This window comes from Duffyella gerundensis, assembly GCF_001517405.1.
Classification (GTDB): Bacteria; Pseudomonadota; Gammaproteobacteria; order Enterobacterales; family Enterobacteriaceae; genus Duffyella; species Duffyella gerundensis.
In genome coordinates this window covers 176,317-196,750 of sequence record NZ_LN907827.1, presented here as the reverse complement: position 1 = coordinate 196,750, position 20,434 = coordinate 176,317, and the positions used below count along the sequence as shown (strand labels likewise).

Annotated in this window: 18 protein-coding genes; 9 read left to right on the top strand and 9 right to left on the bottom strand. The window is 56.7% G+C overall.

The genetic code is table 11. The annotated features are described in order from the left end of the window. Positions 1-61 precede the first annotated feature (61 nt). Entirely contained in the window at positions 62-1,033 is a 972-nt protein-coding gene (locus EM595_RS00890) for a LysR family transcriptional regulator (RefSeq protein WP_067426893.1), read from the top strand. A gap of 1,689 nt (positions 1,034-2,722) precedes the next feature. Here the strand turns inward: EM595_RS00890 and EM595_RS00885 are convergent. Beyond that, on the bottom strand, positions 2,723-3,220 hold the full coding sequence (locus EM595_RS00885; RefSeq protein WP_067426891.1) for a TIGR00645 family protein: 498 nt from the start codon (positions 3,218-3,220) through the stop codon (positions 2,723-2,725). Positions 3,221-3,574: 354 nt separating this feature from the next. On the opposite strand from EM595_RS00885, the gene EM595_RS00880 reads away from it, so the two are divergent. Then, complete coding sequence (locus EM595_RS00880; protein ID WP_067426889.1) at positions 3,575-3,772, top strand: hypothetical protein; 198 nt, start codon at positions 3,575-3,577, stop codon at positions 3,770-3,772. Then, complete coding sequence (locus EM595_RS00875) at positions 3,772-4,533, top strand: hypothetical protein (RefSeq protein ID WP_067426887.1); 762 nt, start codon at positions 3,772-3,774, stop codon at positions 4,531-4,533. The genes EM595_RS00880 and EM595_RS00875 overlap by 1 nt, the downstream gene beginning before the upstream one ends. Here EM595_RS00875 and EM595_RS00870 read toward each other — a convergent pair. Together EM595_RS00870 and EM595_RS00865 are read right to left on the bottom strand one after the other, a co-directional pair. Next, positions 4,530-5,705, bottom strand: a complete 1,176-nt coding sequence (locus tag EM595_RS00870) for an HD-GYP domain-containing protein (RefSeq protein WP_067426885.1) — start codon at positions 5,703-5,705, stop codon at positions 4,530-4,532. The genes EM595_RS00875 and EM595_RS00870 overlap by 4 nt on opposite strands. 54 nt (positions 5,706-5,759) lie before the next feature. Then, complete coding sequence (locus EM595_RS00865) at positions 5,760-5,939, bottom strand: hypothetical protein (RefSeq protein ID WP_067426881.1); 180 nt, start codon at positions 5,937-5,939, stop codon at positions 5,760-5,762. 125 nt (positions 5,940-6,064) lie between these two features. Here EM595_RS00865 and EM595_RS00860 point away from each other — a divergent pair, with 125 nt between their 5' ends. Together EM595_RS00860 and EM595_RS00855 are read left to right on the top strand one after the other, a co-directional pair. Then, entirely contained in the window at positions 6,065-7,459 is a 1,395-nt protein-coding gene (locus tag EM595_RS00860; RefSeq protein WP_067426878.1) for an MFS transporter, read from the top strand. A gap of 99 nt (positions 7,460-7,558) precedes the next feature. Continuing rightward, positions 7,559-8,686: a GNAT family N-acetyltransferase gene (locus tag EM595_RS00855; RefSeq protein ID WP_067426875.1), complete on the top strand. Its 1,128-nt coding sequence runs from the start codon at positions 7,559-7,561 to the stop codon at positions 8,684-8,686. A gap of 1 nt (position 8,687) precedes the next feature. On the opposite strand, the gene EM595_RS00850 is transcribed toward EM595_RS00855, so the two are convergent. Then, positions 8,688-10,520: an ABC transporter ATP-binding protein gene (locus tag EM595_RS00850; RefSeq protein ID WP_067426872.1), complete on the bottom strand. Its 1,833-nt coding sequence runs from the start codon at positions 10,518-10,520 to the stop codon at positions 8,688-8,690. Between the two features lie 144 nt (positions 10,521-10,664). On the opposite strand from EM595_RS00850, the gene EM595_RS00845 reads away from it, so the two are divergent. Together EM595_RS00845 and EM595_RS00840 are read left to right on the top strand one after the other, a co-directional pair. Further along, a complete protein-coding gene (locus EM595_RS00845) occupies positions 10,665-11,156 on the top strand; it encodes a GNAT family N-acetyltransferase (RefSeq protein WP_067426870.1) in 492 nt (163 codons plus the stop codon). Positions 11,157-11,176: 20 nt separating this feature from the next. Further along, complete coding sequence (locus tag EM595_RS00840) at positions 11,177-11,773, top strand: alpha/beta hydrolase (RefSeq protein ID WP_067435037.1); 597 nt, start codon at positions 11,177-11,179, stop codon at positions 11,771-11,773. Here EM595_RS00840 and EM595_RS00835 read toward each other — a convergent pair. The 3 genes from EM595_RS00835 to EM595_RS00825 all read right to left on the bottom strand — a co-directional run bounded on the left by EM595_RS00835 (position 11,770) and on the right by EM595_RS00825 (position 15,163). Next, the gene (locus EM595_RS00835) at positions 11,770-12,582 is read right to left on the bottom strand and encodes a sugar phosphate isomerase/epimerase family protein (protein ID WP_067426867.1); all 813 of its coding nucleotides are present in this window, start codon (positions 12,580-12,582) and stop codon (positions 11,770-11,772) included. The genes EM595_RS00840 and EM595_RS00835 overlap by 4 nt on opposite strands. Positions 12,583-12,678: 96 nt before the next feature. Next, positions 12,679-13,056: a fluoride efflux transporter CrcB gene (crcB, locus tag EM595_RS00830; protein WP_067426864.1), complete on the bottom strand. Its 378-nt coding sequence runs from the start codon at positions 13,054-13,056 to the stop codon at positions 12,679-12,681. A gap of 1,084 nt (positions 13,057-14,140) precedes the next feature. Next, entirely contained in the window at positions 14,141-15,163 is a 1,023-nt protein-coding gene (locus EM595_RS00825) for a zinc-binding alcohol dehydrogenase family protein (protein WP_067426858.1), read from the bottom strand. 137 nt (positions 15,164-15,300) lie between these two features. Between EM595_RS00825 and EM595_RS00820 the strand changes: the two genes are divergently transcribed. Both EM595_RS00820 and EM595_RS00815 read left to right on the top strand, forming a co-directional pair. Then, positions 15,301-16,209 carry a GntR family transcriptional regulator gene (locus EM595_RS00820; protein ID WP_067426856.1) on the top strand — a complete coding sequence of 303 codons (909 nt, stop codon included), beginning with the start codon at positions 15,301-15,303 and terminating at the stop codon, positions 16,207-16,209. A gap of 160 nt (positions 16,210-16,369) precedes the next feature. Next, complete coding sequence (locus EM595_RS00815) at positions 16,370-17,719, top strand: MFS transporter (protein WP_371317213.1); 1,350 nt, start codon at positions 16,370-16,372, stop codon at positions 17,717-17,719. A 4-nt stretch (positions 17,720-17,723) separates the two neighbouring features. On the opposite strand, the gene EM595_RS00810 is transcribed toward EM595_RS00815, so the two are convergent. After that, positions 17,724-19,112, bottom strand: coding sequence for a hypothetical protein (locus EM595_RS00810; protein ID WP_067426851.1), 1,389 nt, complete (start codon positions 19,110-19,112; stop codon positions 17,724-17,726). Further along, the gene (locus EM595_RS00805) at positions 19,105-20,019 is read right to left on the bottom strand and encodes an alpha/beta fold hydrolase (protein WP_067426848.1); all 915 of its coding nucleotides are present in this window, start codon (positions 20,017-20,019) and stop codon (positions 19,105-19,107) included. The genes EM595_RS00810 and EM595_RS00805 overlap by 8 nt, the downstream gene beginning before the upstream one ends. Positions 20,020-20,434 lie beyond the last annotated feature (415 nt).

Here is a 20,434-nt window from a genome sequence, read left to right as displayed (position 1 = left end):
GACGTCATATTATTAATACGCGGTAGACCCGTGACAGACAGAACTGTTATACGAGAGACGTATGAATACCCACTATGGCGGCGGCCCGGACCGCATTGAACTGATGCAGACCTTTATTCGCATTGTCGAAAGCGGCAACTTGTCTGCGGCGGCGATGCGGCTTAACACCACGCAACCGACCATCAGCCGACGCCTGCAGGCGCTTGAGAAGCTGCTTGGGTTGAAGCTGATTCAGCGCACCACGCATGCGTTCAAACTCACCGACGATGGCGAACGCTGTTACGCCCATGCCCGCCAGCTACTGGAGACCTGGCATGCGCTGGCGGATGAGTTAACCGGTGCCAGTGACGCTCCGGCGGGCACATTGCGCGTTCGTGCGCCGCACGCCTTTGGGCAGGATCAGATGATTGCGCCGCTGGCTGAGTATCTGCGGCGCTATCCACAGGTTAACGTCGAGTGGATGCTGAATGACCATTCGCCCGACTTTATCGCTGACGGCGTTGACTGCGCGATTCAGGTCGGTACCCAGCTCGATCCGGCGCTGGTTGCCATCCTGCTGGCGGAAGTGCCGCGCATTATCGTTGCCTCGCCCGAGTTGCTGGCGGCTCATCCATCGATTACCGGGGTGGAACAGTTAACCGATTTGCCGTGGCTGGCGCTGAGCACTTTTTATCGCAACGAAATTGTTCTCAGTCGAGGTGAGCAGGAGAAGGTGAACCTGGCGATTGCGCCGCGCCTGAGCAGCGACAGCCTGTATGCTATTCAACGCGCTGCCCGCTCCGGCCTTGGCATCGCCATCGTTTCCGCCTGGATCGTGCAGGACGATCTGGCCAGCGGCAAGCTGGTGCATCTGCTGCCCGAGTGGCAAGCCTCACCCCTGCCGGTTTACCTGATCTATCCGTGGGCAAGTTATTATCCGGCGCGCCTGCGCACGTTTCTGGCGATGATGAAAGCGGTGATGCCCGGCCTGACCGGCACCCAGGCAATCAGGGTTGGGGAGCCAGGAGGGCCGCCTGGCAGACGGCTTGTTTAACAGCGGGGCGTGAGTTTGGTTCTGCCTTGCAGGCTGGCCTTTAAGGTCAACGTCTTTAAGGTCAACGTCTTAAGGTCAACGGCCATTTCGTTCTGCCTTGCAGGCAGCTCGCTTAAAGGCCAGGTCAACGGCCAGGTCAACGGCCATTTCGTTCTGCCCTTCGGGCCGCCCGAGCAGGGGCGGCATGCGCCCCGCCCCTGCACCCCGGCTATCCGGCAAACACAACCGCCCGCCGCAGGCGGGTACCTTCGTCGGTTCACATTTCTTCACGGACCGCTCGCGATTCGGAGTATTCGCCTCATCCTGAGGCTCACCCCTTCGGGGCAACGCAAGCGCTGTTCAAAAACGCTCCCGGCGTTTTTGTCTGCTCAGCGCTCCCTTGTCCCGCCATCCATGGCGGGACATCCCAAAATGTTCACCTCCTCAGCGGTGGTGATGCCTCCTCAAGGTCAAAACCCAGGTCAAAACCCAGGTCAAAACCTAGTTCAAAACTTAGTTCAAAACCCAAGTCAAAACCCAAGTCAAAACCCAAGTCAAAACCCAAGTCAAAACCCAAATATCTAAGGCACAGGTACTTCGATTTTTTAGTTTATTAGACTTCAGGCCTCACGCCTCACGCTCCACGCTCCACGCTCCACGATTTGGGTTTGGATTTGGATTTGGATTTGGATTTGGATTTGGATTTGGATTTGGATTTGGATTTGGAGTTGGATTTGGATTTGGATGTTTAGCTCTAGCTTTAAGTTTTGAGTTTTGAGTTTTGAGTTTTGAGTTTTGAGTTTTGAGTTTTGAGTTTTGAGTTTTGAGTTTTGAGTTTTGAGTTTTGAGCTTTGAGCTTTGAGCTTTGAGCTTTGAGCTTTGAGCTTTGAGCTTTGAGCTTTGAGCTTTGAGCTTTGAGCTTTAGATTTTGTATTTTGTATTTTGTATTTTGTATTTTGTATTTTGTATTTTGTATTTTGTATTTTGTATTTTGTATTTTGTATTTTGTATTTTGGATTTTGGATTTTGGATTTTGGGATTTATTTAGAATTTCATCTTTAATCTTTTCGGTTTTGACCTGGGTTTTGACCTTGAGGAGGCATCACAGACGCCGAGGCGAAAGCATTTTCCAGGATGAGCCGCAGGGATGCGGCGAGAGGGTGCGTTGAGCAGGAGCGAATCGCGCCTGGTCCGTCAGGAAAATGCTTTTGCTGAGGGCACCCACGAAGTGGGCGGTTGTGTTTGCCGGATAGCGCGGGTGCAGGGCCGGGGCGACTGCCGGCCCTGCTCGGGCTGCCTTTAGGCAGAACGAAATCGTCTTTGACCTGGCCCTGCTCGGGCTGCCTTCAGGCAGAACGAAATCGTCTTTGACCTGGCCCTGCTCGGGCTGCCTTTAGGCAGAACGAAATCGCCTTTGACCTGGCCCTGCTCGGGCTGCCTTTAGGCAGAACGAAATCGCCTTTGACCTGGCCCTGCTCGGGCTGCCTTCAGGCAGAACGAAATCGTCTTTGACCTGGCTCTGCTCGGGCTGCCTTTAGGCAGAACGAAATCGTCTTTGACCTGGCCCTGCTCGGGCTGCCTTCAGGCAGAACGAAATGGCCTTTGACCCTAAGACATTGACCTTAAGACATTGACCCTAAGACGTTGACCTTAAAACGCCGCCTGCGTAAGGCAAAAGCCCGGCCTGCTTAAGGCCGCAGCCCCACCTGCTTACTTCTTCTCTGTCCGCGACATATTATCCAGCCAGCCCATAACAAAGGCCGACAGCACAAACGTCAGGTGGATAATCACGTACCACATCAGCTTATCGTTCGACACGTTGCGCGCTTCCATAAAAACACGCAGCAGGTGAATCGACGAAATGGCAACGATCGAGGCGGCCACTTTGTTTTTCAGCGAGCCGGAGTCCATTTTTCCCAGCCAGCTTAGCTTTTCTTTGTGTTCGTCGATATCGAGCTTGGAAACGAAGTTTTCGTAACCTGAAAGCATCACCATCACCAACAAACCGCCGACCAGCGTCATGTCCACCAGCGAAAGCAGCAACAGAATCAGATCGTTCTCTGCGATGCTGAAGATATTGGGCAGGATGTGAAAAATTTCCTGAAAAAACTTAACGGTCAGCGCCAGCAGACCAAGAGAAAGACCAAAGTAAACCGGCGCCAGCAGCCAGCGCGAAGAGTACATCAGGTTTTCAATAAAGCGTTCCATAATTTCCAGTCGGTGAGTAAACAGGTTGCGCAGTATACCGCATGAAATGTGAAGTTAATTCAGGGAATCGTCATGGCATTGCAGACAGTTATCCGTTGTCATGCTGACGGGAAAATTACCTTGCGACTGCCGCGCTAGCAGGGTGCTGCGCGGCTCTCTTGTCCATAAGCTATCGTTATAGCGGTTCAGCGTAAAAAAATAACGCAAGGGCTGAAAAGTCGATCTTCCCGCGTACCGCTTGCGCTGTAGCCAGATTTGCCGCTGCGCTTGTTGCACCTGCCGATGCGAATCCAGAGTTATCTCCCTGGTGATTTGCGTCGTTACGCGTAAACTTTTTTTTCACAGGAGAAAAGCATGTTCAAAATTATTCGATCGTTGTTTACCAGCCCGGAAAAATTACTGCAGGTGATCAATCGCAGCGAGATTGAAGATTCACTTGCTGAAGGGGAGCGTATTTTTATCGATGAAGATGGCAAAGCCACGGTAAACCTGCAAAACGAGGCGGTGCAGGCCGACTTTATGAAACATGTCAACGCACTGAAGAGAGCCTGATGAGTACAGCAATTTTTATGGTGTTAATGGTGTGCGGCTACTGGTACACCAGCCGCGATTTGTCGTCGCGCTTTAAAATCAAGCGTTCGTTCGGCTGGGACGTTTACTTTTTGGTCGCGCTCTACGGCTGCATTTTTGTGGTTCAGGGGCTGATTGCTACCGGTTTAATCTGGCTGATGCTGTTAGTCGTTTCGGTGGTACGTAACAGCTTTCCGCATTCGCAGGACGTTTACTATCACTACCAGATGGAGTTCATGAACTGGAGCTTCCTGGGCATTCAGGCACCGGTGCTGATCACGCTGATCTTTACCGTACTACTCTGCCTGTATCGCTCAAACTGGTCGGGTAGCGCGCGTCTCGATTCCAGCGGAAGACAAAAGCTCTATAAACAGCTTTCGCACACCAACGGCGTCGAAGGTTTGCTTTATCAATGTATGGAAGAGGGCGAACTGGCGTGGGTGACGCTGACTTCACGGCGTATTTATATCGGCATGATTCACACTGCGACCTTCGACAGCGGTAATCCCAATACCAACAACGTCGTGCTGATCCCGTTTCTTAGCGGCTATCGCGATAAACAAACGCTGGATCTGGTGGTGGAGCACAACTACAGCGCCTGGTATGACGAACATAATATTTCGCTGACCTCGGAGCCGAACTCGGCAATGTCGTTTCGCAAAGTGATTATGCTCGATCAGATCGAAAGCCTGTCGCTGTTTGATCCTGCCAGCGCGCTGGCCCTGAAGATAAAACCTCGCTAAGCGGTGGCGCCCACGCGCCAGACGCTGCTGAGATTAAAGCGCTGCCACAGGTTACTGTCCTCAGGCCCGATGATGCTGTCGCAGCAGAAGCTGTCTGCCAGATCCAGGGCCTCAGGGGGAATTTCACGCTGGGTACGCAACGAATAGAAAATATTGACCTTAGGGCGCAACAGGGATGTGTTGCCCACCTCAGTGACCAGCGCGACCCGCCCTGACGCCAGACGCACCAGCGATCCCACCGGATAGATCCCCAGCGACTTCACAAACATATGAAAGATGGCACGGTCAAAATGACCGCTCCAGCTGGCCATGCGGTGCATCGCCTCTGCCGGATTCCAGCCCTCTTTATAAGGCCGCATCGACGTAATCGCGTCGTATACATCGCATACCGCGGTCATCCGCGACAGCTCACTGATGCCTTTTCCCGCCAGCCGGTGAGGATAGCCGCTGCCGTCGAATTTTTCGTGGTGGTGCAGCGCAATATCAATAATGTCAGCGTCCGCCTCGGCTTCCATCAGCATCTGCGCGCCCATTATCGGATGCTGCTGCATGATGATGAACTCTTCATCGGTCAGCTTGCCGGGTTTGTTGAGAATTGCCAGCGGCACCGACGCTTTGCCGATGTCATGCAGCAGCCCGCCCATGCCCGCGCGCAGCGTTTGCTTATCGTCGTAGCCCATCTTTTGCGCCAGCGACACCATTAGCGCACACACCGCCATGGAGTGCAGCCAGGTATAATCATCGTGATTTTTCAGGCGCGCCACGCTGAGCAACGCCGAAGGATGGCGCTTCACCGATCCGGCAATATCGTCCACCAGCGCGGATGCGCTGGTGAGATCCAGCGAAGTGCCAAGGCGAGCCTCGTTAAACATCGCCATGATTTGCCCTTTCCCCTGCTGGAAAATCTGGCGAGCGCGCTCCACTTCACTGTCAAATCCGCCTGGCGTTATCTCAGGCACGCGTAGCGTCTCGCTGTTAGCGGATGCATGAGGCACGCTTTTGGCAAGATCGATCCAGACTTTCTCAATGCCGCTCTCTTTGATCGCCGCGATCTGGCGCGGATCGGTCAGCAGCATCTGGTTGCGCACGCGCGAATCGTGCACCCAAAATACTTCAAGCTTGTGGAGAAACATCCCGGGTAACAGTTCGCTGACGGGGATCAGCTTAATCACGATAGTGTTCCTGGACAGCCATTGAATACCGGATCTATCGGCAGATCGACGAAATTACTTCATTGCAATTGGGTAAAAAAAGCGTCGATCGGCTGGCTTGTTATGCGCCGCCGCATCCCCGACATAGACCACCATCGCGCCCTTTGTCTCGATCTCTGGCACAATTCCCTGTAATAACTTAGCGTTACCGTTGAATCTGTGGCGCACCGCAACTTCACTTGTGGTGGATGCCAAAATGCCCCTGTTTTCCCGCCCTGCTTTTCACCATTCGCCCAATGACCGTTGTGGCGCGCCTTCCTATATTTGCTTTTCAGCTGAAATTTCGCTGCCTCTCTCTTCCGCTCAGAAGGAATGACCCCATGCTGAAAGCCCCGCTGGCTGAGAAAACGAGTTACGTGCGCATCTGGATCCTGATGCTGATTCTGCTGCTGTCGGTGGTGGCCTACGCCGATCGCTCTATCCTGTCGATTTCCGGTTCGGCGATTAAACAGGAGTTCGGCCTGTCGCCCATCCAGCTCGGCCTGATCCTTTCGGCGTTCAGCTGGGCCTATGTGATCGGCCAGATCCCCGGCGGCCTGTTTCTCGATCGCTTTGGCACCAAACGCGTGTATGGCATTACGCTGGCGCTGTGGTCGCTGGCCACCATTGCCATGGGTTTTGTCGGTGAATTTGCGCAGGGGCTAACCGGCGCGCTGGCGCTGATGTTCGCCCTGCGCTTCCTGCTCGGCCTGATTGAGGCGCCGAGCTTTCCCGCCAACGCGCGCGTGACCATCATGTGGTTTCCCAAAGCGGAACGTGGCCGCGCGTCGTCGCTGTTTTCATCGTCGCAATATTTCGCCGTGGCGATTTTCTCACCGCTTTCCGGCTGGCTGGTGTCACGCTTTGGCTGGGAGTGGCCGTTCTTCGTGCTCGGCGGCATCGGCGTGATGACGGTATTTATCTGGATGTGGTTTATGAAAGAGCCGCGCCAGCATCCCGGCGTATCGCCCGCTGAGCTGCGCCATATCGTTGACGGCGGCGCGCTGGTGGAGATCGACAGTCATGCGGCGCGCACCGCGCCTTCACGTCTGAGCAAAGCGACGGTGAAAAAGCTGCTCAACAATCGCATGCTGTGGTGCGCCTACATCGGCCAGTACTGCATCATCGCGCTGAGCTATTTTTTCATTACCTGGTTTCCGATCTATCTGGTGCAGTCGCGCGGCATGAATATTCTTGATGCCGGTTTTGCCACCATCGCGCCCGCCCTGTTTGGTTTTCTCGGCGGTATCTCCGGCGGATATATTTCCGACCGGCTGATTACTCAGGGCTGGAGCATCTCGTGGGCGCGCAAAACGCCCTATATTGTCGGCATGCTGATGGCATCAACGCTGGTGATTGCGGCGGTGGTAAGCAGCAACGTCTGGATCATCGCCATTATGTCGTTCGCCTTCTTCGGTAAAGGCGTGGCGGCGGGCGCGGGCACCTGGGCGGTGATCAGCGATACCGCGCCGAAAGAGGCGGTTGGCCTGGCGGGCGCTATCTTCAACGGCATCGGCAATATCGCCGGGATTTTAACCCCGCTGCTGTTTGGCGTCATTGTGGCGCTGACCGGCAGCTACGGCATCGGCCTGCTGTTTGTGGCCGCACACTGCATCGTTGCCGCGCTGCTGTTCCTGTTTGTGATGGGGCCGATTCATCGCGTGGGCGATGCGCAGGACGATGCCGCCGCACCGCGCTACGCCGATGATAAACCGCAGGTTACCGGCCATGCCTGAGGATTCCGCCCGCACACATTGCGTGCGGGCGACCTTTGCAGTCGCGGCAAAACCTGCTTGACTATAGGGCTGTCCGTCAATGCTGTACGGGAGCCTGCAATGCCGTTAGTTCGTGTTACCGCCCTGTCTGAACTTGCCGCCGCCGACTGGGATCGGTTGCTGCCCGATGATAATCCTTTTTTAAGCCACGCCTTTCTCAGCACGCTGGAAGAGAGCGGCAGCGTTAGCGCCGCCACCGGCTGGCAGCCCGATCATCTGCTCTGGCAGCAGGATGGCCAGCTGCTGGCGGCGCTGCCCGGCTACCGCAAAAGCCACTCCCGCGGCGAATATGTTTTCGATCAAGGATGGGCAGATGCCTGTCGCCGCGCCAATCTGCCCTATTATCCCAAATGGCTGGGCGCGATTCCGTTTACGCCAGTCGGCGGCGCGCGCGTGCTTGGCGATGCCGCTGCCAGCGCCGCGCTGTTGAGCGCTCTGCCGGAATATCTGCTTCAGCATCAGTTAAGCAGCGCCCATATCAACTTTACCGATGCGGCCAGCAACGATCTGCTCGCCTCGCAGCCAGAGTGGCTGCTGCGCCTCGGCTGCCAGTATCGCTGGCACAACCCCGGCTACCGCGACTTTCAGGATTTCCTCGACACGCTGATGTCGCGCAAGCGTAAACAGCTGCGCAAAGAGCGTGAGCAGGTGGCGGCGGCGGATATGGCGTTTGTCTGGTATCGCGGCGATGAGCTCACGGAAAGTCAGTGGGATTTTGTCTATCACTGTTACGTCAACACCTATGCGGTACGCGGCCAGTATCCCTATTTAAGCCGTGAATTTTTCAGCCTGCTGGCGGAGCGAATGCCGCAAAAGATTCAGGTGGTAATCGCCGAACGGCAGACGCAGCCGGTGGCGATGGCGTTCAGCCTGGTCAGCGGCAGTACGCTGTATGGCCGCTACTGGGGCTGTCTGGCGGAGTTTGATCGCCTGCATTTTGAGACCTGCTTTTATCAGGGCATGGAGTTTGCCATTACGCATGGCCTGCGCGAGTTTGATGCCGGTGCCCAGGGCGAGCACAAGCTGATCCGCGGCTTTGCGCCGCAGATCACCTCATCGTGGCACTATTTGCTGCATCCCGGTCTACGCGATGCGGTGGGCGACTTTCTGGAAGAGGAGCGCGCCGCGGTGCTGCAGTGGGCGGACGACGCCCTTGGCGCGCTGCCCTACCGTCGTGGCGAGGCGTAGCTTACTCCTCCGCGACGAAGCCACCGGTCTGATGCTGCCACAGGCGGGCGTACAATCCCTGCTGTGCCAACAGCTGCTGGTGGCTGCCCATCTCCACAATCTGGCCGTGCTCCATCACAATCAGCCGATCCATTTTGGCGATGGTGGAGAGCCGGTGCGCAATGGCAATCACCGTCTTGCCCTGCATCAGCGTTTCCAGGCTCTCCTGAATCGCCGCTTCCACTTCAGAATCCAGCGCCGAGGTCGCCTCATCCATGATCAGAATCGGCGCATCTTTCAGCAGCACACGTGCGATGGCGATACGCTGGCGCTGACCGCCAGAAAGCTTAACGCCGCGCTCGCCGACGTGCGCATCCAGCCCGGTGCGGCCCTGCGCATCGGAGAGCAGCGGAATAAATTCGTCGGCGCGGGCGCGCTGAATCGCCAGCGCCAGTTCCTGTTCGCTGGCATCCGGGCGGCCATACAGCAGGTTTTCGCGAATCGAACGGTGCAACAGCGAAGTGTCCTGGGTAATCATACCGATCTGCGCGCGTAAGCTCTCCTGGCTGACCTGCGCGATATTTTGATCGTCAATCAGAATGCGGCCGCTGTTGATGTCATAGAGCCGCAACAGCAGGTTAACCAGCGTCGATTTGCCGGCGCCGGACGGGCCGATCAGGCCAATTTTTTCACCGGGTTTGATATCCAGATTGAGGTTGTTGATCACCTGACGGCTGCCGCCGTAGTCGAACTGCACCGCATAAAAACGAATGTTTCCGCGCGTCACCTGCAGGCTTTTCGCCTGTGGCACATCCTGCACGCTCAGCGGCTGGGCGATGGTTTTCAGGCCATCCTGCACCATGCCGATGTTTTCGAAGATGCCATTGACCACCCACATGATCCAGCCGGACATGTTGACGATACGGATTACCAAACCGGTCGCCAGCGCTATGGCTCCCACGCTGATCAGTGACTGGCTCCACAGCCAGAGCGCCAGCCCGCTGGTGGCCACAATCAACAGACCGTTGAGAATCGACAGCGTAACGTCCATGCTGCTGACCATTCGGCTGGCGATCTGCGTTTTCTCGGTCTGTTCGGTGATCGCTTCGCGGGCATATTGCCGTTCCAGATCGCTGTGGGCGAACAGCTTGATGGTGGCGATATTGGTGTAGCCATCAACGATGGTGCCCATCAGCTTTGAACGCGCTTCTGAAGAGACCACCGAACGCGCCTTCACGCGCGGCACAAAGTAACGCAGCGCGCTGCTGTAGCCGATAATCCACAGCACCAGCGGAATCATCAGCCGCCAGTCCGCCTGAGCAAACAGCACCAGCGAGGTCACGGCATAGATCACCACGTGCCAGATGGCATCCACCAGCTGGACCGCAGAATCACGCAGGGCGTTGCCGGTTTGCATGATGCGCTGGGCGATACGGCCGGAAAAATCGCTCTGGAAAAAGTTAAGGCTTTGGCGCAGTACGTAATTGTGATGCTGCCAGCGGATCATGCTGGTCATACTCGGGTTAATGCTCTGGTGCACCAGCAGATCATGCAGACCTATCACCACTGGCCGTAAAATCAGCGCCACAATCGCCATCCAGAGCAAAATCGGCCAGTTCTCGCTGAAAAGCGTGGCCGGTGAGGCGTGATTAACCAGATCGATAATGCGGCTGAGATAGCTGAACAGTGCCACCTCGATCAGTGAGGAAGCCAGCCCCACCGCCAGCAGCGCCACAAAGCTTGGCCAGACCTGGCGCAGATAAAACCAGTAAAAGGCCCCCACCCGATCGGGTGGCGCACCGGCGGGCGCATCCTGGAAAATATTGATGAATCTCTCGAAACGGCGATACAACATAGCGGGTCCATATTCAGTCCATTCGAAGCCTTTAGCGTAGTGCAAGATCGTTACCGCTTCCGTTATTCCCCGCGGAGATGCCGGTTTACCTGTGGCAAATTTGGTTGCAATATAATCGTTTAGCGCGCAACACGGAGAGAGGCGATGGACATTACGATCAGGGGCCGGGAAATCGACGATGCCGCGGCCTGTCAGCGCATCCACAGTTATCCTGAGGTTTATCAGTGGACGCTTCAGCTGCCCTTTCCTACCCTCGATAGCTGGCGTAAAAAGTTCGAGCGTCAGGCAAACGACGGCGCGCCCGGCTTCGTGGCGGAAATGGATGGCCAGGTGGTGGGTGAAATTAGCCTGTTCATTAACAGTAACGTGCGCATTCGGCAAACGATCGGGTTTGGCCTGGTGGTCGATCCCAACTACGGCGGGCGCGGCGTCGGCCAACAGCTGGTCGCAGCAGCGATCGATTACGCCTTTAACTGGTTTGGCGCCACGCGGCTTGAACTGGAAGCCTTCACCGATAACCAGCGCGCCATTCGGCTCTATGAACGCATGGGTTTTGAACAGGAAGGTGTACGCCGCCGTGCTGCGCTGCGGGAAGGCCAGTACCGTGACGTTACCATCATGGCCAGACTGGCGTAATCAGCAAAAAAGGTATGCATATGCGAAAAGGCTTAGTGATATTTCTGCACGGCGTCGGCAGCAACGGCGACGATTTGGCTGGACTGGGCGAGCACTGGGCGCCGCTCTTGCAGGGCGTGAGCTTTGCTGCCCCTGATGCTCCCTTTCATTTTGAACACGGCGCGGGCTTTCAGTGGTTTAGTCTGCAGGCGATTACCGAACAGAACCGTCCAGGACGGGTGCTGGCGGCACGCGAGGCGTTCGATCAACAGCTGCGTGCTCTTTTGCAGGCGCACAGCGTGACCGAAGATCGGGTCATTCTGGTGGGATTCTCGCAGGGTTCGATCATGGCGCTGGATGCGCTGGCGTCAGGCCGCTGGCAGTTTGCTGGCGTAGTGGCTTTTTCGGGTCGGCTCGCCACATCAGCGCTGTCGCCCTGCACCAACACGCCCGCGCTGATCGTGCACGGTCAGGATGACGACGTGATTCCGTGGATGGAGAGCGAAGCGGCGGCGCTGCGTTTGAAAGGCGCTGGCGTACACGTGGAAACGCAGTTTGAGCCCGCTACCGGCCATACTATTTCCGGCCAGGGTGCGCGCCGTGCCGCCACCTTTATCGCGCAGTGCCTGCACGATTAATCTTCCGGCCAGGCACGGCGTAACGCCTGAAAAGCGCGTTGCGCCGCGGCCTCTGCCGACAGCTGTTTCAGATGGTCATTAAAGACTTCAATGCCCACCGGACCGGCATAGCCGGCGCTTTTCAGGTAGTCGACAAACTCGGCTATCGGCAGATAGCCCTCGCCCGGCAACTGACGCCGATGGCGTGCAGTATCAAACAGCCGCTCCATCTCCTGCGGCGATACCGGCTCGGCGACATCGCACAACTGTACTTCATAGATGCGGTGCATCGGAATGCCCGCCAAATCGCTGACGCTGCCGCCGCGCGCGCAGATGTGAAACAGATCAACCACCAGACCGACGTTGGGCAGATTGAGCCGCTGTAAACGCTGCCAGGCCTGCGGCAACGTATAATCGATCTGGCTCCACGCCATCGGCTCATACATCAGCCGCAGGTTGTGACGCGCCGCTTCGGCAGAGAGCCAGCGCAGGTCATCATCGATATTCTCCGCCACGCACTGTTTATCTGTCGACGCGGGCGCCTGTACCGTGTCACAGCCCAGTTGTTTTGCCAGCTGGAAGAACATCCGCGCTTCTTCGCGTTTCGCCTCACGCTGCGCGGTGGGTACGCCGGTGGCATCGCGCAGCACTTGCAGATTGGTAAAACCGAGGCCGATTTCGCCTGCCAGCTGCGCCAGCGCGGCGGTATTCTGCCCGGCATCCTCCCGCCAGATTTCCACCTGCTCAAAACCGGCGGCGCTGGCCGTACGTAGCTTTTGCGCCGCATCGCCCGACAGCAGCACCAGATTTAAAAATGTTGGATTACGCATCGTCTCCTCGCTAACTCACCGGTTAATAACAGTGAGTTTAGGAAGTCTCTGCGATTAAGCCGCTGGTTTTGGTAAGAAAATGCGTAAAGCTGAGGCTCAGCCCAGCAGCGTTATCAGCGTGAATCCGGCAAAGGTCATCAGCAGTGAACCCACTACGTGCACCAGCACGCTGCCCATCGCCCAGAGATATTTGCCCGATTGCAGCATCATAAGAATCTCTGCCGAGAAGGTCGAAAAGGTGGTTAATCCGCCGCACAGACCGGTGACGATCAGCAATTTCCACAGCGGATCGATTTGCGGATTTTTCACAAACCATGCCATCGCCGCGCCAATAATAAAGCCGCCCGCCAGGTTAACGATCAGCGTCCCCGGCGGCAGGTTAGGAAACAGCGCGTTAAAGCGCAGCGAGATTAACCAGCGCAGCGTACAGCCCACGGCACCGCCCAGCATCACGGCCAGCATCGATTTCAACACAATTCAGTTCCAGCAAAACAAAGGGGCGATAGTGTTGCCTTGCAGGCGGCCAGAGGTCAAGGTCAACGGCGGTTTTGGGGTGCCCGGAAGCGGGTGGCTTTTGTCTGGCAGACGGCTTTTTAAGGTCAATGTCTTAAGGTCAACGGCCATTTCGTTCTGCCTTGCTGGCGGCTTTAAGGTCAACGTCTTAAGGTCAAGGTCTTAAGGTCAACGGCCATTTCGTTCTGCCCTTCGGGCCGCCCGAGCAGGGGCGGCATGCGCCCCGCCCCTGCACCCCGGCTATCCGGCAAACACAACCGCCCGCCGCAGGCGGGTACCTTCGTCGGTTCACATTTCTTCACGGACCGCTCGCGATTCGCTCCTGCTCAGCGCTCCCTTTCCCCGCCATCCATGGCGGGTCATCCTGAAATGTTTACCTCCTCAGCGGTGGTGATGCCTCCTCAAGGTCAAAACCCAAGTCAAAACCCAGGTCAAAACCCAGGTCAAAACCCAGGTCAAAACCCAGGTCAAAACCCAAATATCTAAGGCACAGGTACTTCAATTTTTTAATTTATTAGACTTCAGGCCTCACGCTTCACGCTCCACGATTTGGATTTGGGTGTTTGGCTTTAGCTTTAGTTTTGAGTTTTGAGTTTTGGGATTTATTTAGAATTTCATCTTTAATCTTTTCGGTTTTGACCTGGGTTTTGACCTTTAGGAGGCATCACAAACGCCGAGGCAAAAGCGTTTTCCAGGGCGAGCCGCAGGGATGCGGCGAGAGGGTGCGCTGAGCCGGGAGCGAATCGCGCCAGGTCCGTCAGGAAAACGCTGTTGCTGAGGGCACCCACGAAGTGGGCGGTTGTGTTTGCCGGATAGCGCGGGTGCAGGGCCGGGGCGACTGCCGGCCCTGCTCGGGCTGCCTTCAGGCAGAACGAAATAGACCTTGACCTTGACCTTAAAAAGGCAGCCTGCAAGGCAGAACGAAATGGTCCTTGACCTGGACCTTAAAAAGGCCGCCTGCAAGGCAGAAAGAAATCGCCTTTGACCTTGACCGGGCCCTCAAAAGGCCGCCCGCCTCCGGGCAAACCCATATCGTTGCTGATCCTCAGAAAAACACCACGCCTTTAATCAGGTTGCGGTTATTAATCACTCCCTCCTCAAACTCATCTGCCAAGCCAGCAAACGCAAAGCGATGGGTAAACATCATGTCGGCGCGTAGGCTGCCTGCGGCCATGAGCTCGCGCACCTTGTCAAAATCTTCGCGCGTGGCGTTGCGGCTGCCCATCAGGGTGGTCTCTTTCTTGTGGAAATCGCTGTCGGGAATCACCAGATCGCCTTTGTGCAGGCCGACAAACACCACGCTGCCGCCGTGGCGAATCAGGTTCACCACGCCGTTCATCGCCGCTGGACTGCCGGTGGCGTCGATCACCTTTTCTGCCAGCATGCCGTTGAACTGATCGCGTAGCGCCGCATCAAAACCGGCATCGAGCGGGTTCAGCGTCACCAGACCAAGCTGCTGTGCCACATGCTCCCGGCGAAAATCGCTGGTGTCTGCCACTACCACTTTTGCACCCGCAGCGTCGGCAATGGCGGCGACGCCAAGGCCGATCGGCCCGGCACCCACCACCAGCAGATGATCGTCCGCGACAATGGTCGCCCGGCGCACCGCATGGGCGCTGATGGCGAACGGCTCAATCAATGCCGCCGCTTCAGGCGGTAGCGCATCAACAGCCAGCAGATTGCTCACTGGCACGCTGAGGAAATCGCAAAAGCCACCATCCTGATGCACGCCAATCACCGAGATATTTTCACAGCAGTTGCTCTTGCCGCTCTGGCAGGCACCACAGCGCTGACAGGAGAGATAAGGCATCAACGCCACGCGTTGACCGACGTGAAAATCGCTGACGCCGCTGCCCAACGCCACCACTTCGCCGCAAAGTTCATGGCCCAGCACGCGTGGATAGCTGAAGAACGGCTGATTGCCGCCCCAGGCATGAATGTCGGTGCCGCAAATGCCGGCCGCCACTATTTTCAACAGCGCTTCGCCCGGCTGCGCAGTGGGTTTCTCACGGGTTTGCCACTGCATGCTGCGCGGTTCGGCACAGACCAGCGTATTCATTGTTGTCATTGTTAATCTCCTGTTATCTCTGCGCTGTTATGACCAATAATCGCCGACAGCAGCGCACTCCGTGTACAGAACTGTGACAACACAGCGTTTTTTTGGGCTTTGCATGGTTTTTAATGAATAAAAAACCGGGAACTGCCATGAGCCGTAGTCAGGATTTACGTCACAACGTCATTAATCAGATGCTGGATGGCATTGAGCAGCGCCATATTCCGTCGCCTCTGCCACCGCAGGCTGCGCTGGCAGAAATGTTTAACATCAGCCGCACCACGGTGCGCCATACACTGCACTATTTACATCAGCGCGGCGTGCTGGAAAAAGTGCATGACAGCTACGTCATCGTGCGTCAGCCTGCGGGCGAAGATCGCCTTGCCGACGTCGCTCTGCCGATTGCCGAACAGGCGGCGCGCGTTGAGGAAGCCTTTTTTCAGATGATCAATCAGCGACAGCTGCTGGCAGGCGATAACTTTTCTGAATTGCAGCTGGCGCAGACGATGAGAGTCAGCCCGGTGGTGGTACGCGAATTCCTGCTGCGTTTTATGCGCTATGACCTGCTGGAGCCGATACGACGCGGCCACTGGCGCATGAAAAAATTCGATCAGGCCTATGCCGAGCAGCTATTTGAACTGCGGGAAATGCTGGAAACCCACGCGCTGAATCGCTTTATTAATCTGCCCGCCAGTGATGAACGCTGGATACGCATTCGCGATCTGCTGGACCGTCACCGTGAGCTGCGTGACAGCATCGCCAGCAGCTATCGTCGTTTTGCGGAGCTGGATAAGGCGATGCACACGCTGATTCTGTCGGCGGCCAACAACGTCTTTTTTAATCAGTCGATGGAAATTATTTCGGTGATTTTTCATTCCCACTATCAGTGGGATGAAAGCGATCTCAAACAGCGCAACATCATCGCGCTCGAAGAACATATGGCGATCCTGACCGCAATGATTCACCGGCAGGATCTCAATGCCCAGCGGGCGCTGCATCGTCATCTCGCCACTGCCAAATCTTCCATGATCCGCTCAATCAACCAGTATCAGCGCAATTAAAAACCGATTAAAAACCGTGAAGCGGAACCTGCTGCACGGAAATGAAACAACTTAGCAACATCTCCCGTCACACTCATTAGTCTGCTTACAGCCTTCAGGCTCATGAAACGGTAAGTTCCTTACCCGACAACAACGCGTCCTACCCTGCTGGGAGATGGCAATGGAAAATATTACCGGCCGTAAAAGTGATACGGTCTCAACACCACCAGGCGATGAGTTTATTCCGGCGCGCGGCGCGCTGGTTCGTTCGCCACGCATCCGTAAGATTCAAATCACCGCCATGACGCTGCTGCTGCTGGCAGCGGTGATTAACTATCTCGACCGCAGCTCGCTGTCCGTCGCGAATATGACTATTCGTCAGGAGATGGGGCTGTCAGCCACGGAGATTGGTCTGCTGCTCTCCGCCTTTTCGCTGGCGTATGGTATTGCCCAGCTGCCCTGTGGCGCGTTGCTGGATCGCAAAGGGCCGCGCATCATGCTCGGTATCGGCATGTTTGTCTGGTCGTTTTTTCAGGCGCTCTCCGGGCTGGTAAACAACTTCACGCATTTTATCCTCGTGCGCATCGGCCTTGGCATCGGTGAAGCGCCGATGAACCCGTGCGGCGTCAAGGTGATCAACGACTGGTTCAACATCAAAGAACGCGGCATGCCGATGGGCTTTTTCAACGCGTCGTCGATGATTGGTCTGGCGATCAGCCCGCCGATTCTGGCGGCGATGATGATGGTGATGGGCTGGCGCGGCATGTTTATCACCATCGGCGTGTTCGGCATGGTACTGGCCATTGGCTGGTACATGCTCTATCGCAACCGTGATAACAACATTCTTAGTGCCGAAGAGATTCACTATTTGCAGGCGGGCAGCGTGGCGGCACGCAAGGAGCCGATGAGCTTTGCAGAATGGCGCGGGCTGTTTAAGAACCGCACCATGTGGGGAATGATGATTGGCTTTAGCGGCATCAACTATACCGCGTGGCTCTATATTGCCTGGCTGCCCGGCTATCTGCAGTCGACTTACAATCTGGATTTGAAAAGCACCGGCTGGCTGACCGCCATTCCGTTCCTGTTCGGCGCCGCGGGCATGTTGCTCAACGGTTACGTGGTGGATGCGCTGGTCAAGCGTGGCATGCAGGCGGTGAAAACCCGTAAGGTCTGTATTGTGGCCGGTATGCTGCTGTCAGCGGCCTTCACCGCGGTGGTGACCCGCGCCGACAGCACCGGCAGTGCGGTATTGATTATCGGCATGGCGCTGTTCTGTATTCACTTTGCCGGCACCTCCTGCTGGGGATTGATTCACGTTAACGTCACCGCACGCATGACTGCATCGGTCGGCAGCATCCAGAACTTTGCCAGCTTTATCTTTGCGTCCTTTGCCCCGGTGATTACCGGCTGGATCCTCGATACCACCAAATCCTTTAGCCTGGCACTGACCATCTGTGCTTGTGTGACGGTGGTGGGCGCCATGGCCTATCTGTTCATGGTGAAAAAACCGATCGTCGACCAGGTGCCCTAACCTCTTATAACGGCGTCAGCGTGACGCCAAATTTTTCGCCGTAGCGCTGGATTCCGCTAATTAGCTTATCCAGCGCCAGCGGCGGTGGCGGCGCCTGCAACGGTGCTCGCTGCTGTAGCGCCTCATCAAAACGCGACAGCGTGGCGAAATCACGCGGGTAACGTTCAGCATCCGCACCCACAAACGCCCCTTCTTCTTTGGCACAATCCAGTAGCTGCTGCCAGCGCGCAATCGGTGCCATGCCGATGCTTTCGGTGCCGTGTGAAAACAACAGCATATCGATATGGTTAAACGGTGGCTGTTTATCGAGAAAACGCTGCAGATTATTCGCCGACGGTTCAGTGCAGAACACCAGCCAGAACGGTATCGCGTGCAGCTGCTGGGTCACCCACGGGTCCATCAGCAGGAAATTATCGACCACCAGCCGCGTCGGCAGAATGCCCGCTGCGATGTACCAGTCGCGATAAATTTCCGCCGTCACAAAGCTGAGATCCTCCGGATGCTCGTAGCTCAGCTCCAGCAGCGTCCAGTTCTGATCGGCCGCCAGCTCACGCAGTTCCGGCAATAGCGCCGGATCGAATCCCCATTCCGCCTCCGGTAGCCGGGCGTTGGGTTCCGGCGGCTGCCAGCGATCGCGATCGACGCCGTAGCGCGCAAGGTATTCCGCCACACGCGGCCCACCGGTGAAATATTCCTGTTCGCTGGCCCCGCCGAGCGCACCGAACTGGAAGCAGGCGCGATCGTTGGTGCGCGTCACCGGCCAGCTCTGGCGGCAATGATTGACGATCAGCGTGGAGCCGGGCGGCAGAGAGCTGAGCAGAAACTCTTTGGTCGATAAGGTCAGGCGGCGCTGCTTGAGCCGAAAATAAGACATCTGATCGAGCATCAGTCGATCCTGATTCGGGTCCTGCATGTGATGTACGGCAAGATGCGGCGAGACCGCCAGCAGCGCATCGATCACCGGCCTGCCCTGTTCAAATCCACGTTGGGCATCATCAGGATCGTTGTCCAGCGAGCGTACCGGACAGAGAAAGGTCTGCGGCAGCCAGGGGATGCCCATCGCCGAGGCAAGATGCACCATCGCACCGTTGGAGGAACCGATAAAAGCCGCCGGATAGTCACGCTGCGGATACTGCTCACACATCCACTGATTAATGCCTTCCACATCGAGCTTTTGCGCTTTTTTCAGGGTAATGCCTTCCGCCATGCCGCCAATGGCGTAGCCCCATTCGCGCAGCGTATCGGGCAGGCGATTTAAGGCGGGCAACAGGCGATCAAGCGCAGGTGACTGGCTCGGGCTGCTGAAGGGCTGTTGATGCAGTGCCGAGGCGAGCGCCGCGACCATGGCGGCGGCAGAGTCAAAACGGGCGATGCCCCGTGGCGCTTTACTCATGATCATGCTCCCGATTAGCCATCAGGAAAGGACGAATCGCGCGGCAGAAATTCCACGGATAGACGTAGTTCAGGGTGTGCGTGCCCTGCTGCAGTGTCAGAATTTCACTGTCCGGCAGCAGCGCATCCATCTCTTCAATCCAGCGCGCCGGTGAGACCACATCACGTGAGCCACGCACCAGTAGCGTGGGCGCCTGAATATAAGGCAGCCGCTGCTCAATGCGGTCACGCATCATGATGCGTATCGATGCCAGCGCGCGAAAAACACCGGCTTTGGCGTAGTCGACACGGCTCAGCGACGCAGGAGAGTGAAATTTTTCGCGTCGGCCGTTGCGCCAGTCGCGCCACATTTGTACCGGCAGAAAACGCGCATGGCGATCCACCGTCGGGCCCTGCAAGACCAGCGCGGCCACCGCTTCAGGATGCCGCACCGCTAACGCGGCCAGCACCTGACAGCCAAAAGAGTTGCCGATAAACAGCGCGCGGGGAATATCGTTGTGCTGCATCCACTGCCAGAGCGCATCGGCCTGCTGATCGACCGTCAGCGTCGGCGACGACGCTGGCATCGCGCTGGCACCATAGCCCGGCAGATCGGGCACCAGCACGCGGAAATCCCATGACAGCGCAATGGCCAAATCCTCCATTGCACGGCCCGACAGCACCAGACCATGAATCAACACCACCGGTAAACCGGGCATCGGCTTTGCCGTCGCGCGGGTAAATATTCGCCAGCGACCTACCTGCTGATAATAACCGGCCAGCCCGGCGTGATGACTGTGAATGCCCACCGGCGGCGTCTGTTGTAATGCCCGCCACTTCTTTATTCCCCACACCGTGCCCGCCATTCCGGCCGCCATTGCCACCATCAGGGCACGCTGTTTGCCGTTACGCTGCGTTTTTTCTTTCATGCGTCGCTCCTGTCAGGGTTGCCAGTTTGAGTGTAGGAGCATTAAGCGCAGTGTGGGAAAGCAGAAAGGTGAGGCAGATTAAAAAAGCGTTATCTTCAGCATGATGCGCTCATCAGGATGAGCCATTCGCCGTGACGGCAGCCTCAGTTTTACGCAGGCATCGACAGGAGAGTACTTTGACGACAGGGCGCGTGCTGCCAGTCAGCACAGCACACACATTAACGTAGCTAACCAGCACGCAGGATTCGCCTGTGCGTAGAAATTGTGGGCACTGGGCAAGAGAGCCGATCACCTGTTGCACGGTCACATCAGGCTTTACTGGCGTCGCTGGCTGAACATGCCTGAGCCGCTGTTTATCGCTTTCTTTACGGACAACACGTTGGCTTCTTGTCATGTTTTTCACGCGAAAAACTTG

Excerpts from the sequence above, each read along its gene's own strand:
- EM595_RS00890 (WP_067426893.1), top strand. The coding sequence starts at position 62 with ATGAATACCCACTATGGCGGCGGCCCGGACCGCATTGAACTGATGCAG.
- EM595_RS00885 (WP_067426891.1), bottom strand. The coding sequence starts at position 3,220 with ATGGAACGCTTTATTGAAAACCTGATGTACTCTTCGCGCTGGCTGCTG.
- EM595_RS00880 (WP_067426889.1), top strand. The coding sequence starts at position 3,575 with ATGTTCAAAATTATTCGATCGTTGTTTACCAGCCCGGAAAAATTACTG.
- EM595_RS00875 (WP_067426887.1), top strand. The coding sequence starts at position 3,772 with ATGAGTACAGCAATTTTTATGGTGTTAATGGTGTGCGGCTACTGGTAC.
- EM595_RS00860 (WP_067426878.1), top strand. The coding sequence starts at position 6,065 with ATGCTGAAAGCCCCGCTGGCTGAGAAAACGAGTTACGTGCGCATCTGG.
- EM595_RS00855 (WP_067426875.1), top strand. The coding sequence starts at position 7,559 with ATGCCGTTAGTTCGTGTTACCGCCCTGTCTGAACTTGCCGCCGCCGAC.
- EM595_RS00850 (WP_067426872.1), bottom strand. The coding sequence starts at position 10,520 with ATGTTGTATCGCCGTTTCGAGAGATTCATCAATATTTTCCAGGATGCG.
- EM595_RS00845 (WP_067426870.1), top strand. The coding sequence starts at position 10,665 with ATGGACATTACGATCAGGGGCCGGGAAATCGACGATGCCGCGGCCTGT.
- EM595_RS00840 (WP_067435037.1), top strand. The coding sequence starts at position 11,177 with ATGCGAAAAGGCTTAGTGATATTTCTGCACGGCGTCGGCAGCAACGGC.
- EM595_RS00835 (WP_067426867.1), bottom strand. The coding sequence starts at position 12,582 with ATGCGTAATCCAACATTTTTAAATCTGGTGCTGCTGTCGGGCGATGCG.
- EM595_RS00825 (WP_067426858.1), bottom strand. The coding sequence starts at position 15,163 with ATGACAACAATGAATACGCTGGTCTGTGCCGAACCGCGCAGCATGCAG.
- EM595_RS00820 (WP_067426856.1), top strand. The coding sequence starts at position 15,301 with ATGAGCCGTAGTCAGGATTTACGTCACAACGTCATTAATCAGATGCTG.
- EM595_RS00815 (WP_371317213.1), top strand. The coding sequence starts at position 16,370 with ATGGAAAATATTACCGGCCGTAAAAGTGATACGGTCTCAACACCACCA.
- EM595_RS00810 (WP_067426851.1), bottom strand. The coding sequence starts at position 19,112 with ATGAGTAAAGCGCCACGGGGCATCGCCCGTTTTGACTCTGCCGCCGCC.
- EM595_RS00805 (WP_067426848.1), bottom strand. The coding sequence starts at position 20,019 with ATGAAAGAAAAAACGCAGCGTAACGGCAAACAGCGTGCCCTGATGGTG.